Source organism: Curtobacterium sp. RM9, assembly GCF_054956955.1.
In genome coordinates this window covers 3,030,366-3,044,979 of sequence record NZ_CM143271.1, presented here as the reverse complement: position 1 = coordinate 3,044,979, position 14,614 = coordinate 3,030,366, and the positions used below count along the sequence as shown (strand labels likewise).

Genomic DNA, 14,614 nt, shown 5'->3' with positions numbered 1-14,614 from the left:
ACCACCATACCCGCTCTCCGAAGCGTTGCGAAAGCCTCCGCAAGTGCGCGAAACTGAGCGGGTGACGGACGACGACCTCTCCTTCCTCGCCGGCACGCTGCCCGCGCCCCTCCGACAGGACCGCATCGTGTCCATCGTCGAGGGGGCACCCGGCCTGGTCCGCACCGCGGCGCTCGCCGCCGCCCTGGGCACGAGCGAGGTGACGGTCCGACAGGACCTCGCCACCCTCGACCTGGAGGCGCGCATCCGGCGGGTCCGCGGCGGTGCGGTCCGCCTCGGCGCGGCTCCGGGCGAGCGCCCCTTCGAGGAGACCGCCGTCGAACACCAGGTGGCCAAAGCGGCCATCGGCCGCGCCGCGGCCGCGATGGTCCGCCCGGGCGAGTGCGTCGTCCTCGACGTCGGCACGACGCCGGCCGCGGTGGCCACGGCGCTCGTTGCCCGCGAGGACCTGACCGACGTCACGGTCGTCACGAACTCGCTGACCACGGCGCTCGCGCTCGAACCCGCCGTCCCGCGCTTCACGGTGGTCGTGACGGGTGGCACGCTCCGCCCGCTGCAGCACTCCCTCGTCGCGCCGTTCATGGGTGGTGTCCTGCCGATGATCGCGGCGGACACGGTGTTCCTCGGCGGGACCGGCCTCGACGTCGAGCACGGTCTGACGAATGTCAACCTGCCGGAGACCGAGGCGAAGCGGATGCTCGCGGACGCCGCCCGGCGTACCGTCGTGGTGGCGGACGGGTCGAAGTTCGGTCGAGCACACCTCGGCGTGGTCCGCTCGCTCGAGGACATCGACGTCGTCGTCACCGCCGAGGTCACGGCGGACGCCGTCGCCCCGATCCGGGCAGCGGGTGTCGAGGTGGTCGTGGCGGATGACGGCGGCCGGGCAGCACCAGACGGAAGGAAGTCGCACCCATGACCGCAGCACCCACCGGAGGGCAGTACCACCTCCGTCACGCCGGACCCGACGGGGTCGTCGAGGCGGTCGTCACCGAGGTGGCCGCCGGCATCCGCGAACTCCGCGTCGCCGGCTTCGACCTCACCGAGCCGTTCCCCGTCACGTCCGCTCCGCCCGGTGCCGACGGCATCGTCCTGGTCCCGTGGCCGAACCGCGTCGCCGGGGGTGCCTGGGAGCTCGACGGCAAGCGCCAGCAGCTCGACGTCTCCGAGCCCAAGTACGGCAATGCGTCGCACGGACTCCTCCGCTTCGCGCCGTACCGTGTCGTGACCCAGACCGAGTCGGGCATCCAGCAGGAGGCCACGATCCACCCGCAGCACGGTTGGCCGTTCACGCTCGAGACCCGGGTGCACCACGAACTCGTCGACGACGGCATCCGGGTGACCCACGAGATCGTCAACCGCTCGGGCGTCCGGGCTCCGTTCGCGGTCGGGGCCCACCCCTACCTCCGCGCGGGCGACACCCCCGCCGAGGACCTGGTCGTCCGGCTCGACGCCGCGACCGCCTTCACGGTCGACGGGCACAAGATCCCGAACGGCACCGTGTCGGTGGACGGCACGCCGTTCGACCTCCGCGCCGGGGTGCGCGCGGGTGACGCCGACCTCGACACCGCCTACCGCGACGTCACCCCCGACGCGGACGGTGTCCGTCGCACGACGCTGCACGGGCCCGAGGGCGACGGCGTCGAGCTCTGGCAGGACGCGTCGTTCCCGTACGTGCAGGTGTTCACCTCCCGCGAGTTCCCCCGGGGCGAGGGCACCGGGCTCGCCGTCGCGGTGGAGCCGATGACGGCACCCGCGAACGCGCTGAACTCCGGTGAGGGCCTGCGCTGGCTCGAGCCCGACGAGTCGTGGTCCGGTACCTGGGGCATCCGCCGCGTCTGGTCCTGACGCAGGCGTCCGCGCCGCCCGGGCCGGCCTCGCCGCTCCCTCGCGGTGCGGGTGCCGGTGCGGGTGCTGGGCCCAGTCGCACGACCTGCCGCTCACGTCCGCCGTCGGCGGCACGTCGTGCGACCGGAACGACGGCCGGCGGCACGTCGTGCGACCGGAACGTGACGAAGGGCCGCCCCCTCGTGGGGAGCGGCCCTTCGTCCGTGCTCTGGCGGGTCAGGCGCGACGCATGCGCAGCGCCTCGACCGCGAGGGACTCGGTGGCGTACCGGCCGACCTCCTGCGCCCACGCGGGGTCGTCCCCACGCAGTGCGACGAACTGCTTGCGCTGCCGGCAGACGTAGCCGAGCACGGTGGTGGCGGTCGCGAGCTCGATGAAGTCCTTGCGGATCGCGCGGGTGGTGACCTGCGCGTTGCGTCGGAGGGTGTCGAGCAGGAGCGCGTTGCTCATGCTCGTGTTGGTGGCTGCGGCGAGCTCGACGATGCGGCGCGCGTCACCGGTGGTGCTGGTCGGCGTGGCCTCGATGGGCTCGATCACGGTGTACCCCGTTCGTTCTTCGGTGGTGCTGGTGGAGCAGGACCCGTCGATCGGATCCGGGAACGACCCTAGCGGCCGCAACCCAACAGCCCGCTGAGCACGACCTGAACTGTGGTGTGGGCTGTCCAAGAAGCGCCTGTGGGTGACTTGTACCCCGGGAGAGCGGCCCCGGGTGGTCTGCTCAGGCGCAGCGAGGGCCGTCGGTGGGTGCGGCGAGATCGCGGAGCGTGCCTTCGATCCGCTCGGCGAGGTAGCGGTACCCGGCGTCGTTGAGGTGCTGCCCGTCCGGCGCCGCGAAGCCCGCGCTGTTGGACGTCGTGAACCACTGTCGGTCGAGCGGGTCGATGAACGTCACCCCGGCTGCTCGGGCGCCGGCGGCGACCGCGGTGGTGATGCCCGTCGTGCCCTGCGCTCGGGGGAGGGGCGCCGACGGCCCGACGGCGACGACGACCGCGTCGGGCCACTGCTGCTGCGCGCGGCGGAGGGTCGACTCCACCACGGTCCGCAGCCGGTCCGCGCTGACGACCCAGTCGTTCTGGCTGCCCTGCACGATGACGAGGTCGGGGTCGAGGTCCCGGTGCGTGCCGAGTCGCGCCGAGTAGGTGAACCGTGTGGAGCCGTAGGGGCCGACGTTGGCGTAGCCGGTGCCGCCGACGCCGTCGATCGTGGCGTCCCAGCCCATGTCGCCGACGATGTCCTGCGCCCAGCCGTGCTGCTGGTCGAACGAGCCTCGGCCCTTCGTGTACGAGTCGCCGACGATGAGGACGTCCGACCCGGGGGCGATCGCCGCGGCGACACGCGACGGCTCGGCCACGCGGGTGTCCGGCACGGTCTGGCAGGCGCTCGAGACCATCGGGAGCATCGCGACCAGCGAGACGACGCCGAACGCCATCGCGCCGAGCGCCACCGCGGGGAGCGTCAGGCGTCGGCGTCGTGTGGGCTGGTGGGTACGAGGAGCGTCCGGCCAGCCGCCGTCGGTTCTTCGGGCCACGACGGCGATGGTACCTGGCGGATCGTGCGCGACCGGTGAACGCGGGTCAGTCGACGGGCCGGACCTCGCGGACGTCCTGCGCTTCCCAGCCCTCGGGGACGGAGGCCCGGAAGGCGGCGAGGGCGGTCGGGTAGTCGGGACCCGTGGCCTCGTGCGGGCGGAGCGCGGTGGACCGGGCGACGGCGCGGATCGTGGTCTCACCGGTGGCCTTGCTCGTGACGGTCGTCGCGCCGAGCAGCTGGAAGCCGTCGAGGTCGAGTGCGCCGATCGCGGCGTCGCGGGCCTCGCCTGCGGAGTTGCCGCTGCCCTCGGCCTCGCGGGTCTCGGTGGATCGGAGGGTGCCTCGGAGAGTCGTCACGAAGCAAGTATCGCGGTGGGCCCCGTGGGGCTCGAACCCACGACCCTCGGATTAAAAGTCCGGTGCTCTACCAACTGAGCTAGAGGCCCTCACCCGCAAGGCTAGCGGGTGAGGGCCTCTGGTCTGGATCAGCGCGCGGACGGTCAGCCGCGCCGACCGGTCAGCGATCGCAGCAGCCAGGCGATGACCGCGATGACGAGCAGCACGATCCCGACCCACAGCAGGAACTTCAGGCTCGCGGCGAAACCGCCGACGAACAGCAGGATGACCGCGATGACGGCCAGGATGATGAGCAGGGCGTTCATGGAGCTTCCTCTTCTTCACGTCCGGGAGGGGTGCCTCCCTGCCGGAGCACAGTACGCGCGAGCGGCCCGTTGTGTTCTCGGCGAACGGGGCACGCGGATGTCACCGGCGGTGCCTACACTTCCCGGGTGCCTCGCGATCACCACCGTCCCGTCCACTTCACCGACCAGGAGTTCGCCGCGATCCAGGGCGGCGACGACCCGGCGCTCGTGAACCGCGTCGCACACGAGACCGCGAACGCGCTGCTCCACCGCGTGCGTGAGGACCCGGACCCGGCGGTCGTCGAGCGACTCGTGACCTACACGGACGTGCACGGCATCGACGCGATCGCGGAGCTCTGGGCCCGTGTCGGCGCGCACACCCTGCCGGGGGCGCTCTGGCGCATCTACCTCGTGCGGGTGGTGATCCGGCAGAACCCGGAGGAGATCGCGTACTTCTTCGAGCGGGGCACGGAGCAGATCGGCACGATCGACGAGGCCGTCGCGGGTGCCGAGCAGCCGACGGGCCCGGCGGAGATCCTGACCCTGGCGGACCGGATCCTGCACGGCCTGTACACGGGTGACCTCGCGGTGGCGCTCGACCGCGGTGCGGCGTTCTGCCGTCTGACGGCTGCGGGCGCGACGGCCGTCGCGGACGAGTCCGACCTCACGGCGGGGGAGCGTGCGAGCGAGCTGACCACGAGGGCCCTGCGGCTCACGGAGCTGGCGGCGGACCTGACGGAGGCGGCGGCGCTCTGGCGTCGCGACAACCTCGACTGAGCGGGCGGCGGGGCGGACCCGCACCGCGCCTCCAGACCGGAAGCCGACCGGCAACGGCAGACAGCCGGACCGACGACGCCGGACGACGGCCGACCGCAGAAGGCATGAGAAGACCGGGCCGCAGAAGCGCCTCTCGGCGCGAGGCCGCTCGAAGCGGCGAATTTTGGAGCCCGGGGCTTGCTGCGGCCCGGCGAGATCGATTCTACGAGACGCGACCCTGGACGCGCTCCCGTGTTCACTCTCGGTGGACACATCCGGACCCGGGCGTGCCCCGGCACCCCGCCCGAGCGTGAGCGCTCCCCGCCCGAGGACCCGGGCGCGGGCAGCCCGAGCAGGAGCATTCCGAGCAGGAGCAATCCGACCTCCCGAGGGCACCGAATCATCAGCGTGAGGGACGTGATCGTCCTTCACGAAGACGAGGGTCCTGCGCGACCCGGTCCGCTCCCTGGCGGTCAATTCCCTGCGGGTCACGCAGGCCCTCGTCCCCACGTGCGTCCCGGGCACCCGGTGTTCGTGGTCCCCACTCACAGACGACCCGCACACCGGAAGGAGGGAAACCTGCAATGCTTGCCATCGTGGACAGCGACACCGAGAGTTGGAGTACGGACGAGCCGGCTCAGGCGTCGCCTGACGAACTCCTCGCCCGTGTGGCGACCGGCGACCAGGCAGCCTTCTCCGAGCTGTACGACGTGTTGTCGGGCCGCGTACTCGGGCTGGTGACGCGTCTCCTCCGGGACCGCGCGCAGTCCGAGGAGGTCACGCAGGAGGTCTTCCTCGAGGTCTGGCAGCAGGCCACCCGCTTCGACCGCAAGCGCGGGACCGCCGCGAGCTGGGTGCTCACCATGGCGCACCGCCGGGCCGTCGACCGGATCCGGGCCTCGCAGGCCTCGCACGACCGGGACACCAAGATCGGGATCCGCGACCTCGAGGCCGGGTACGACCAGGTCTCCGAGTCCGTCGAGATCCGGATCGAGCACGAGCGGGTCAGTCGCGCGCTCGGCAAACTCACCGAGTTCCAGCGCCAAGCGGTGCAACTCGCGTACTACGGCGGCTTCTCGCACAGCGAGATGGCCGAACGGCTCGGTGTCCCGATCGGCACCGTCAAGACCCGTCTCCGTGACGGGATGATCCGACTCCGAGACGAGATGGGGGTGACGTCATGACCGACCGTCACGACGACCCTGCACTGCTCACCGGGTCGCACGCTCTGGACGCCCTGTCGGACGACGAGCGCGCGCTCCTCGACCACGCACTGACGACCTCGCCGGAGCTGCAGGCCGAGACGGACTCGCTGCGCGAGACCGCCCTGCAGCTCGCCTACGCGGTGCCGTCGGTCCAGCCGCCGGCCTCGCTCAAGGCGTCGCTGATGGCACAGATCGCGTCGACGCCGCAGGCGGCTCCGCTCGCTGCTGCTGCCGCTCCGACCGCATCGGTCACCGACGACGTTGCTCCGGCTCCGTCGAAGGCTCCGGTCGCCGGTCTGGAGGCGCGCCCCGCCTCCGCCACGGCGTTCACCCAGTCCTCCGGCCGCGCCACCGCTGCCGCCCAGCGTCGGTGGTTCCAGCGTCCGGCAGCAGCCCTCTCCGCCGCAGCCGCGGTCGCCGTGGTCTTCCTCGGCGTCGGACTCGGCATCGGCGGGCAGTTCGACCAGGGCACGCAGCCCGGGCCGGGCACCACGCAGGCATCCGGCGGCCTCGACCGGATCTACGCCGCGTCGGACTTCAAGCGCACGACCGCGAAGGTCGCCGGCGGCGGGACGGCCACGGTCGTCTGGTCGGACTCGGTGGGCAAGTCGGCCGTGATCCTCGACGGTGTCTCCCCGGCACCGGAGGGCAAGACCTACGAGCTCTGGTACATCGGCTCCGAGGGCACCGGCGGCAAGATCAGCGCCGCGGGTCTGCTCGACGGGGTGGCGGACGGCGTGCACACGGCGGTGCTCGACGGCAAGCTGTCGTCCGGCGCGACGATCGGCATGACGGTCGAGCCCGAGGGCGGCTCCGACCAGCCGACCACGACGCCGATCATGGCGGTGCCGACCACCACGGCCTGACGCTCGCGCGACGCCCACGCACCCGGAGTGCGTGGGCGTCGTCGCGTGTGGGGCGGGGGCAGCGTGCGCGGCGCGTCGGGATCGCTGCGAGTGCATGTTCCGACACGCCCTTCACACACAGAACGACGCCCACGCACCGGAGTGCATGGGCGTCGTCGTCGCCAGAACGCCTCAGCTCACCCGAAGCGGCCCGACACGTAGTCCTCGGTGGCCTGCACGGACGGGTTCGAGAAGATCGTCGCGGTGTCGTCGAACTCGATGAGCTTGCCCGGCTTCCCGGTGCCCGCGATGTTGAAGAACGCCGTCTTGTCGGACACCCGCGACGCCTGCTGCATGTTGTGGGTCACGATGACGATCGTGAACTCCTTCTTGAGTTCCTCGATGAGGTCCTCGATCGCGAGGGTCGAGATCGGGTCGAGCGCGGAGCACGGCTCGTCCATCAGGAGCACGTCGGGCTGCACGGCGATCGCCCGCGCGATGCACAGACGCTGCTGCTGCCCGCCGGACAGACCCATGCCGGGCTTGTCGAGGCGGTCCTTGACCTCGTTCCACAGGTTCGCGCCCTGCAGCGAGCGCTCGACGATGTCGTCGGCCTCGGAGCGGGACACGCGCTTGTTGTTGAGCTTCACGCCGGCGAGCACGTTGTCCTTGATCGACATCGTGGGGAACGGGTTCGGACGCTGGAACACCATGCCGACCTGACGACGGACGAGCACGGGGTCGACGCCCTGGCCGTAGAGGTCGTCGCCGTCGATCTTGACCGAGCCCTCGACCCAGGCGCCGGGGATGACCTCGTGCATGCGGTTGAGCGTGCGGAGGAACGTGGACTTGCCGCAGCCGGACGGGCCGATGAACGCGGTGACGGTGCGGGGCTCGATGGTGATGTCGACGCCCTCGACCGCCTTGAACTTCGAGTAGTAGACGTTGAGGCCGTCGACCTCGATGCGCTTGGACACGGTGCTTCCTTCGGGGTGGGTGGTTCCGCGCGTCAGCGCGAGAGCTTGGGGGCGAAGAGACGGGTGATGAAGCGGGCGAGCAGGTTGAGCAGCATCACGATCAGGATGAGCAACAGCGCCGCGGTCCAGGCGCGGTCGACGAACGGCACCGGGTTGGCACCCTGCTGCGAGTACTGCGTGTACGCGAAGACCGGCAGCGTCATCATCGGGTCCTTGAACAGGTCGTAGTTCATGCTCGCGGTGAAGCCCGCCGTGACGAGCAGGGGAGCGGTCTCGCCGATGACGCGGGCGATCGAGAGCATGACGCCGGTCGTGATGCCGGCGAGGGCGGTGGGCAGGACGACCTTGAGGATCGTGAGGTACTTCGGCACACCGAGCGCGTACGACGCCTCGCGGAGCTCCATCGGGACGATCTTCAGCACCTCCTCGGTGGAGCGCACGACGATCGGGATCATCAGCACGCTCAGGGCGACCGATCCGACCAGGCCGAAGCGGGCACCCGGGCCGAGGAACAGCGCGAACAGCGAGTAGGCGAACAGACCGGCGACGATCGACGGGATGCCCGTCATGACGTCGACGAAGAAGGTGATGCCGCGGGCGAGCGCACCCTTGCCGTACTCGACCAGGTAGATCGAGGTCAGCAGACCGATCGGCACCGAGATGAGCGCCGCGAAGAGCGTGATCTCGAGCGTGCCGATGAGGGCGTGCACCGCGCCGCCGCCGTCGGAGATGACGCCGCGCATCGAGTACGAGAAGAACTGCGCGTCGAACCGGGCGACGCCGTCGGCGATCACCGTCCAGAGCAGCGACACGAGGGGCAGCACGGCGATGACGAACGCCGTGACGACGAGGGACGTGACGAGCCGGTCGACCGCCTTCCGGCCGCCCTCGACGATCCGCGACACGACGACGATGAGGACGTCGAACAGGACCGTGCCGAGGAACAGCGCGGCGACGATGTTGAAGTCCTTGACGGCGCCGCCCGCGTTGAGGAGGGCGAACACCAGGACGAGGGCGACCCAGGAGCCGACGAGGAGCAGCCACGGCACGGACCGGTGCAGCTTGCCGTTGGCGTAGACGTTGCCGGCGAGGCCGGTCTGACGGAGGGCGAGGGACATCGGGTGTGACCTCTCAGGAGACCCGCTTGCGCACGATGTAGCGCGCCAGCATGTTGATGACCAGGGTGATGACGAAGAGGATCAGGCCCGAGGCGATGAGCGCGTTGAGGGCCGTCCCGGATGCCTCGGCGAACTGCAGGGCGATGTTCGCGGCGATCGTCGAGGGGTTCTGCGCCGTCAGCATCTGGAAGGTGACGTTCGTGGACACCGAGAGCACGAGGGCGATCGCCATCGTCTCGCCGAGCGCGCGACCGAGGCCGAGCATGATCGCGGACACGATGCCGGACTTGGCGAACGGCAGGACCGACAGCCGGATCATCTCCCAGCGCGTCGCGCCGAGGGCGAGCGCCGCCTCTTCGTTGAGGGTCGGCGCCTGCAGGAAGATCTCGCGCATGACGGCGGTCATGATCGGGATGGCCATGACCGCGAGGACGATCGAGGCGGTCAGGATCGTGCGGCCGGTGCCGGACACCTGGCCGGAGAAGAGCGGGAACCAGCCGAGGTACTCGTTGAGGAACGCGTAGAACGGCTTCACGAACGGCGCCAGGACGACGATGCCCCAGAGGCCGTAGACGACCGACGGGACGGCGGCCAGCAGGTCGATCACGTAGCCGAGGACCGGCGCGACGCGGCGGGGCGCGTAGTGCGAGATGAAGAGCGCGATCCCGAGCGAGAGCGGCACCGCGATGACGAGGGCGATGATCGCGGACCACACGGTGCCGAAGACGAGGGGACCGACGTAGTCCCAGAAGCTCGTCGCGTTGTTCGGCAGCTCGCCGACCTTCGCGCTGAAGGCCGGGATGCTCTGCCAGACCAGGAAGGCGGCGACGAGCACGAGCACGAAGAGGATGAGGCCGCCGGAGATGACGGAGGCGGCGGAGAACACCCGGTCGCCGACGCGGACGACGGCCTTCGGCTTCGGGGGGACGGTGGCCCCAGGGTGGGCCGGTGCGGTCGTCATGGGACTCCTGTCGGAGGAACGCCGGGGGAGGCGACGGGTTCGGGTGGAGCGGGCGCCGACGGACGCGTGTGTCCGCAACGGCTGAGGGCCCGGACGCCGGTCGAGGTGGGTGGGACCGGCGTCCGGGCACTCAGGGGGTGTTACTTGATGGAGGCGACGGCCTTCGCGGCCTTCTCCGAGAGCTCGCTCGAGAGGGCGGCCGACTTGGCCTCCTTCGCGGCGGCGTCCTGCGCGTCCTTCGAGACGACGTAGTCGAGGTAGCCCTTCACGAGCTCGCCCTTGTCGGCGTCCTTGTACTCCTGGCACGCGATGGCGTAGGAGACGAGGACCAGCGGCCACGCACCCTCGGCGGTGTCCTTGCGGTTGATGTCGATCGCGAGGTCGTTCTCGGCGCGGCCGGACTTGACCTCGGAGTCGGAGACGACCTTGGCAGCGCCCTCGGCCGAGATCTCGGTGGCCTTGTCGCCGACGATGAGCTTCGCCTTGTCGAGGTCACCCGCGCCGGAGTCGTCGATGTAGGTGATCGCGTTGCTGGCGCTGCCCATCGCCGATGCGACACCCGAGGTGCCCTTGGCGCTGTCGCCGACCTGGTACGGGAAGGTCTGGCTGGGCTCTTCGGTCCAGACGTCGCCGGCGTTCGCGGAGACGTACTCCGAGAAGTTCTGCGTCGTGCCGGAGTCGTCCGAGCGGTGGACCACGGTGATGTTCGCGTCCGGCAGCTTCACGCCGTCGTTGAGCGCGGCGATCTGCGAGTCGTTCCACTTGGTGATCTTGCCGGAGAAGATGCCCGCGATGGTCTTCGCGTCGAGCGTCAGGTCGGAGACGCCGTCGACCTTGTAGGCGATCGCGATCGGGGAGATGTAGACCGGGATGTCGATGGCCTTCGAGTCCGCGGCGCAGAGTGCGAAGGAGCCGGAGAGCTCCTCGTCCTTCAGCGCGGCGTCGGAGCCGGCGAAGTCCGCGGCACCGGCGATGAAGTTCTTGCGGCCGGCGCCCGAGCCGTCGGGCGAGTAGTTGACCGTGAGGCCCGAGGCGAGGTTCTGGATGCCGGCGGCCCAGGTGGCCTCGGCGGTCTGCTGCGCGGAGGAGCCCGAGCCGGTGAGGGTGCCGGAGAGCTTCGAGTAGTCGGTACCGGAAGCCGAGGAAGCGGACGGCGAGGTGCCGCCGTTGCCGCTCTCGTTCGACGCGCAGGAGGAGAGCACGACGGCGCCGGCGATCGCGATTGCCGCGACCGTACCGATTCGCTTGATGTTCACAGGGGTCCCTTCGGGAATGTCAGTGCAGGTGGGACCGCTGCTGGTCCCGCGGGCCGGTGCTGACCCGGGAGCGACTGTAGGGACGCGAGGTGACGCGGATGACGCCCTCCGGTGAACGGGAGGTGAACGACGCGTTGTCGCGGTCGGGCGCGCGCGCAGCGCACGCCGGACGGGTGCAGGCTCGGGGACGGTGCGCGTCCCCGCGGTGGATGCGGACGCATGCGTCGTCCTGGAGGCACGGAGCACCCCCGGCGGGCACCGCACCCGACCGGGTGGGCGCGCTGCGCCGGGGGCGCCCCGTCGGCCTACGCCGAGACGGTGTTGCGGTGGGTCTCGACGGCGACGAGCCTGCCGTCGGCGATGTGCAGCACGGCGAAGTCGCCGACCGAGAGCATGGCGGCCCGCCGGAGGTCGAAGCGGCCGCTGTCGTCCGCCGTCGCGGTGGCGATGCGGGCGATGATGTCCGGCAGGACGGGCCCGTGCGAGCACAGGACGGTCGACTTGCCCTTCTCGAGGCGCTTCTGCACGACGCCCTTGACGTTCGCGGCGCCCCGGTCGTGGGCCTCCTGGCTGATGTCCGGCGTGCTCGACACCCCGACCTTCGTGCGGGCGGACAGCGGCTCGACCGTCGCGAGGCACCGCGCCGCCGTGCTGCTGACGATCTTCTTCGGTCCGAACGCCGCGACCGGTGCCGCAGCGGCCTTCGCCTGCGTCCGCCCGACCGGCAGGAGCGGTCGCGTCGCGTCGGGGCCGTCCCAGTCGGAACCGGGCACGGTCTTGGCGTGCCGGAGGGCGATGAGCGCGAAGGTGTGGTGCTCCCCGGCGGCGACGCGGTCGGCGAACCGGTCGAGGATCGCGACGTCGCGCTCGTAGGTCAGCCGACCCCGGGCGTCATCGATCGTGACCCACTCGACCGCGGCGACCTCGTCGTTGGGGCGGAACGTGCCGGCGCGCTCGTACTCCTTGGACGACACCCGCGCCGACCAGTAGTGCACGACCTTGTCGCGGCCGCTCGGCAGCACGTACTCGGCCGTGCCGAGCGGTGCGCCGAGGTGCACGCGGTACCCGGTCTCCTCGGCGATCTCGCGCACGGCGGTCGTCGGGACGCTCTCACCCGGGTCGACCTTGCCCTTGGGCAGCGAGACGTCCTTGTGGTGGTCGCGGTGGATGAGCAGGACGAGCGGCACGCCGTCCCGCTCGCGCCAGACGACGGCCCCCGCTGCGACGACCGGACCCGAGGGACCGCCGCTCACCGAGTCGCGCGCTTCCGGGCCGAGATCTTCCGCATGAGGACATTCTGCACGTCGTCGAGCGGTCGGCCGTCCGCGTCGGTGGAGTGCCGCGTCCACTCTCCGTCCGACTCGAGGTGCCACGAGCTCGTGGTGTCCGCCATCGCGAGGTCGAACATCTCCTGGACCTCGGCCACGTGCGCCGGGTCGGACAGCCGCACGAGGGCCTCGACGCGACGGTCGAGGTTGCGGTGCATCATGTCGGCCGAGCCGGTGAACACCGCGGGGTCGCCGTCGTTGTGGAACGTGAACGCCCGGGAGTGCTCCAGGTACCGGCCGACGACGCTGCGCACGCGGATCGTCTCGCTGACGCCTTCCATGCCCGGCTTGAGCGAGCAGATGCCGCGCACCCAGACGTCGATCGGCACCCCGGCCTGGCTCGCGAGGTAGAGCGCGTCGATGATCTGCTCGTCCACCATCGAGTTCACCTTGATCCGGATCCCGGAGGGCTTGCCGGCGGCGGCGTTCGCGGCCTCGGCCTGGATCCGCTTGACCAGGCCCTTCCGCAGGTGCAGCGGGGCGACGAGCAGCCGCTTGAACTTCTTCTCGATCGCGTAGCCGGACAGCTCGTTGAACAGGCGCGTGAGGTCCTTGCCCACGGTGTCGTCCGAGGTGAACAGCCCCATGTCCTCGTAGATGCGCGAGGTCTTCGGGTTGTAGTTGCCCGTACCGATGTGGCTGTAGTGCTTGAGGGTGCCGCCCTCCTGCCGGATGACGAGCACGAGCTTCGAGTGGGTCTTCAGCCCGACCAGGCCGTAGACCACGTGCACGCCGGCCTTCTCGAGCTTGCGCGCCCACGTGATGTTGTTCTGCTCGTCGAAGCGCGCCTTGATCTCGACGAGGGCGAGCACCTGCTTGCCGGCGGCGGCCGCGTCGATGAGGGCCTCGACGATGGGGCTGTCGCCCGAGGTGCGGTAGAGCGTCTGCTTGATCGCGAGGACGTTCGGGTCGGCGGCGGCCTGCTCGAGGAACGCCTGCACGCTCGTGGCGAAGGACTCGTACGGGTGGTGCACGAGGACGTCGCGCGAGGCGATCGCGCGGAACAGGTCGGGCTTCGTGTTCGGCTCGCCGGGCTGGAACTGCACCGGAGTGGTCGGTACGTGCTTCGGGTAGTGCAGGTCGGGGCGGTTGATCTTGGCGATCTCGAACAGGCCACCGAGGTCGAGCGGCGACGGCAGCCGGAAGACCTCTTGTTCGGTGATGTCGAGCTCGCGCACGAGCAGGTCGAGCGTCACCGCGTCCATGTCCTCGGTGATCTCGAGGCGGATCGGCGGGCCGAAGCGACGACGGAGGAGCTCGCGCTCGAGGGCCTGGATGAGGTTCTCGGCCTCGTCCTCCTCGATCTCGACGTCCTCGTTGCGGGTGACCCGGAACACGTGGTGCTCGAGGACCTCCATCCCCGGGAAGAGGTCGTCGAGGTGGTTCGCGATGAGGTCCTCGAGCGGGATGAAGCGCATGCGCCCGGAGCCGTCGTCGGGGAGCTTGATGAAGCGCGAGAAGTTCTGCGGCACCTTGAGGCGCGCGAACTCCTGCCGCTGGGACTTCGGGTTCCGCACCCGCACCGCGAGGTTGAGCGAGAGCCCGGAGATGTAGGGGAACGGGTGCGCCGGGTCGACCGCGAGCGGCATGAGCACCGGGAAGATCTGCTCGTTGAAGTACTCGCGCATCCGGAGCCGGTCGGCCTCGTCGAGGTCGGACCAGTGCTCGACGTGGATGCCGGCGGCGTCGAGGTCCGGCTTGAGGGACCCGATGAACGCCTGCGCGTGGCGGTCCTGCAGCTCGTGCGCCTTGGTCGCGATGTCCCGCAGCACGTCGCTCGGTGCACGCCCGACGTTCGTCGGCACGGCGATGCCGGTGTCGATGCGGCGCTTGAGCCCCGCGACCCGGACCATGAAGAACTCGTCGAGGTTCGACGCGAAGATCGCCAGGAAGTTCGCGCGCTCGAGCAGGGGCTGCGTGCGGTCCTCACCGAGCTCGAGCACGCGCTGGTTGAACCGGAGCCAGCTCAGCTCACGGTCGAAGTAGCGGTCCGTGGGCAGCGACTCGTGCTCGATCTCGATGACCTCGTCGAAGTCGTCGAGGTCGGGTGCGACGGATTCGCCGTCGAGCTGCGGTTCGGTGTCCATGACGACATCCTGCCACCCGGCCCCTCCGGTCGGAGGGCGGTCGGTGGACGCTGTGGAAACGCGCGG

General features: G+C 70.5%; 15 protein-coding genes and 1 tRNA gene. 5 read left to right on the top strand and 11 right to left on the bottom strand.

What is annotated here, in order from left to right:
• Positions 1 to 61: 61 nt before the first annotated feature.
• Positions 62 to 916, top strand: coding sequence for a DeoR/GlpR family DNA-binding transcription regulator (locus ACY3FI_RS14445; RefSeq protein ID WP_462548301.1), 855 nt, complete (start codon positions 62 to 64; stop codon positions 914 to 916).
• Positions 913 to 1,845: an aldose 1-epimerase family protein gene (locus tag ACY3FI_RS14440; protein WP_462548300.1), complete on the top strand. Its 933-nt coding sequence runs from the start codon at positions 913 to 915 to the stop codon at positions 1,843 to 1,845. Before ACY3FI_RS14445 ends, ACY3FI_RS14440 begins: the two co-directional genes overlap by 4 nt.
• 216 nt (positions 1,846 to 2,061) lie before the next feature.
• Here the strand turns inward: ACY3FI_RS14440 and ACY3FI_RS14435 are convergent, their stop codons facing one another.
• From ACY3FI_RS14435 to ACY3FI_RS14415, 5 genes are all read right to left on the bottom strand, one after another.
• Entirely contained in the window at positions 2,062 to 2,382 is a 321-nt protein-coding gene (locus tag ACY3FI_RS14435; RefSeq protein ID WP_462548299.1) for a hypothetical protein, read from the bottom strand.
• Between the two features lie 181 nt (positions 2,383 to 2,563).
• Entirely contained in the window at positions 2,564 to 3,373 is an 810-nt protein-coding gene (locus ACY3FI_RS14430) for an SGNH/GDSL hydrolase family protein (protein ID WP_462548298.1), read from the bottom strand.
• A 46-nt stretch (positions 3,374 to 3,419) separates the two neighbouring features.
• Positions 3,420 to 3,731 (bottom strand): hypothetical protein, encoded by a 312-nt coding sequence (locus tag ACY3FI_RS14425; RefSeq protein ID WP_462548297.1) that lies wholly within the window; start codon positions 3,729 to 3,731, stop codon positions 3,420 to 3,422.
• Between the two features lie 16 nt (positions 3,732 to 3,747).
• Positions 3,748 to 3,820: transfer RNA gene (locus ACY3FI_RS14420), tRNA-Lys, on the bottom strand.
• 54 nt (positions 3,821 to 3,874) lie between these two features.
• Positions 3,875 to 4,036 carry a DUF2207 domain-containing protein gene (locus tag ACY3FI_RS14415; RefSeq protein ID WP_138801981.1) on the bottom strand — a complete coding sequence of 54 codons (162 nt, stop codon included), beginning with the start codon at positions 4,034 to 4,036 and terminating at the stop codon, positions 3,875 to 3,877.
• Positions 4,037 to 4,162: 126 nt separating this feature from the next.
• Here ACY3FI_RS14415 and ACY3FI_RS14410 point away from each other — a divergent pair, with 126 nt between their 5' ends.
• From ACY3FI_RS14410 to ACY3FI_RS14400, 3 genes are all read left to right on the top strand, one after another.
• Positions 4,163 to 4,792 (top strand): DNA-directed RNA polymerase subunit beta, encoded by a 630-nt coding sequence (locus ACY3FI_RS14410; protein ID WP_462548296.1) that lies wholly within the window; start codon positions 4,163 to 4,165, stop codon positions 4,790 to 4,792.
• A gap of 563 nt (positions 4,793 to 5,355) precedes the next feature.
• A complete protein-coding gene (locus ACY3FI_RS14405) occupies positions 5,356 to 5,955 on the top strand; it encodes a sigma-70 family RNA polymerase sigma factor (protein ID WP_462548294.1) in 600 nt (199 codons plus the stop codon).
• Entirely contained in the window at positions 5,952 to 6,842 is an 891-nt protein-coding gene (locus ACY3FI_RS14400) for an anti-sigma factor (protein WP_462548292.1), read from the top strand. Before ACY3FI_RS14405 ends, ACY3FI_RS14400 begins: the two co-directional genes overlap by 4 nt.
• Positions 6,843 to 7,018: 176 nt before the next feature.
• Here the strand turns inward: ACY3FI_RS14400 and pstB are convergent, their stop codons facing one another.
• From pstB to ACY3FI_RS14370, 6 genes are all read right to left on the bottom strand, one after another.
• Positions 7,019 to 7,798 carry a phosphate ABC transporter ATP-binding protein PstB gene (pstB, locus tag ACY3FI_RS14395; protein ID WP_462548290.1) on the bottom strand — a complete coding sequence of 260 codons (780 nt, stop codon included), beginning with the start codon at positions 7,796 to 7,798 and terminating at the stop codon, positions 7,019 to 7,021.
• Between the two features lie 32 nt (positions 7,799 to 7,830).
• Positions 7,831 to 8,916, bottom strand: coding sequence for a phosphate ABC transporter permease PstA (gene pstA, locus ACY3FI_RS14390; protein ID WP_462548288.1), 1,086 nt, complete (start codon positions 8,914 to 8,916; stop codon positions 7,831 to 7,833).
• 13 nt (positions 8,917 to 8,929) lie between these two features.
• The gene (pstC, locus tag ACY3FI_RS14385) at positions 8,930 to 9,877 is read right to left on the bottom strand and encodes a phosphate ABC transporter permease subunit PstC (RefSeq protein ID WP_462548286.1); all 948 of its coding nucleotides are present in this window, start codon (positions 9,875 to 9,877) and stop codon (positions 8,930 to 8,932) included.
• A gap of 140 nt (positions 9,878 to 10,017) precedes the next feature.
• Complete coding sequence (locus ACY3FI_RS14380; protein ID WP_462548284.1) at positions 10,018 to 11,133, bottom strand: phosphate ABC transporter substrate-binding protein PstS; 1,116 nt, start codon at positions 11,131 to 11,133, stop codon at positions 10,018 to 10,020.
• A gap of 305 nt (positions 11,134 to 11,438) precedes the next feature.
• A complete protein-coding gene (locus ACY3FI_RS14375; protein WP_462548282.1) occupies positions 11,439 to 12,386 on the bottom strand; it encodes an NUDIX hydrolase in 948 nt (315 codons plus the stop codon).
• Entirely contained in the window at positions 12,383 to 14,548 is a 2,166-nt protein-coding gene (locus ACY3FI_RS14370) for an RNA degradosome polyphosphate kinase (RefSeq protein WP_462548280.1), read from the bottom strand. The genes ACY3FI_RS14375 and ACY3FI_RS14370 overlap by 4 nt, the downstream gene beginning before the upstream one ends.
• Positions 14,549 to 14,614 lie beyond the last annotated feature (66 nt).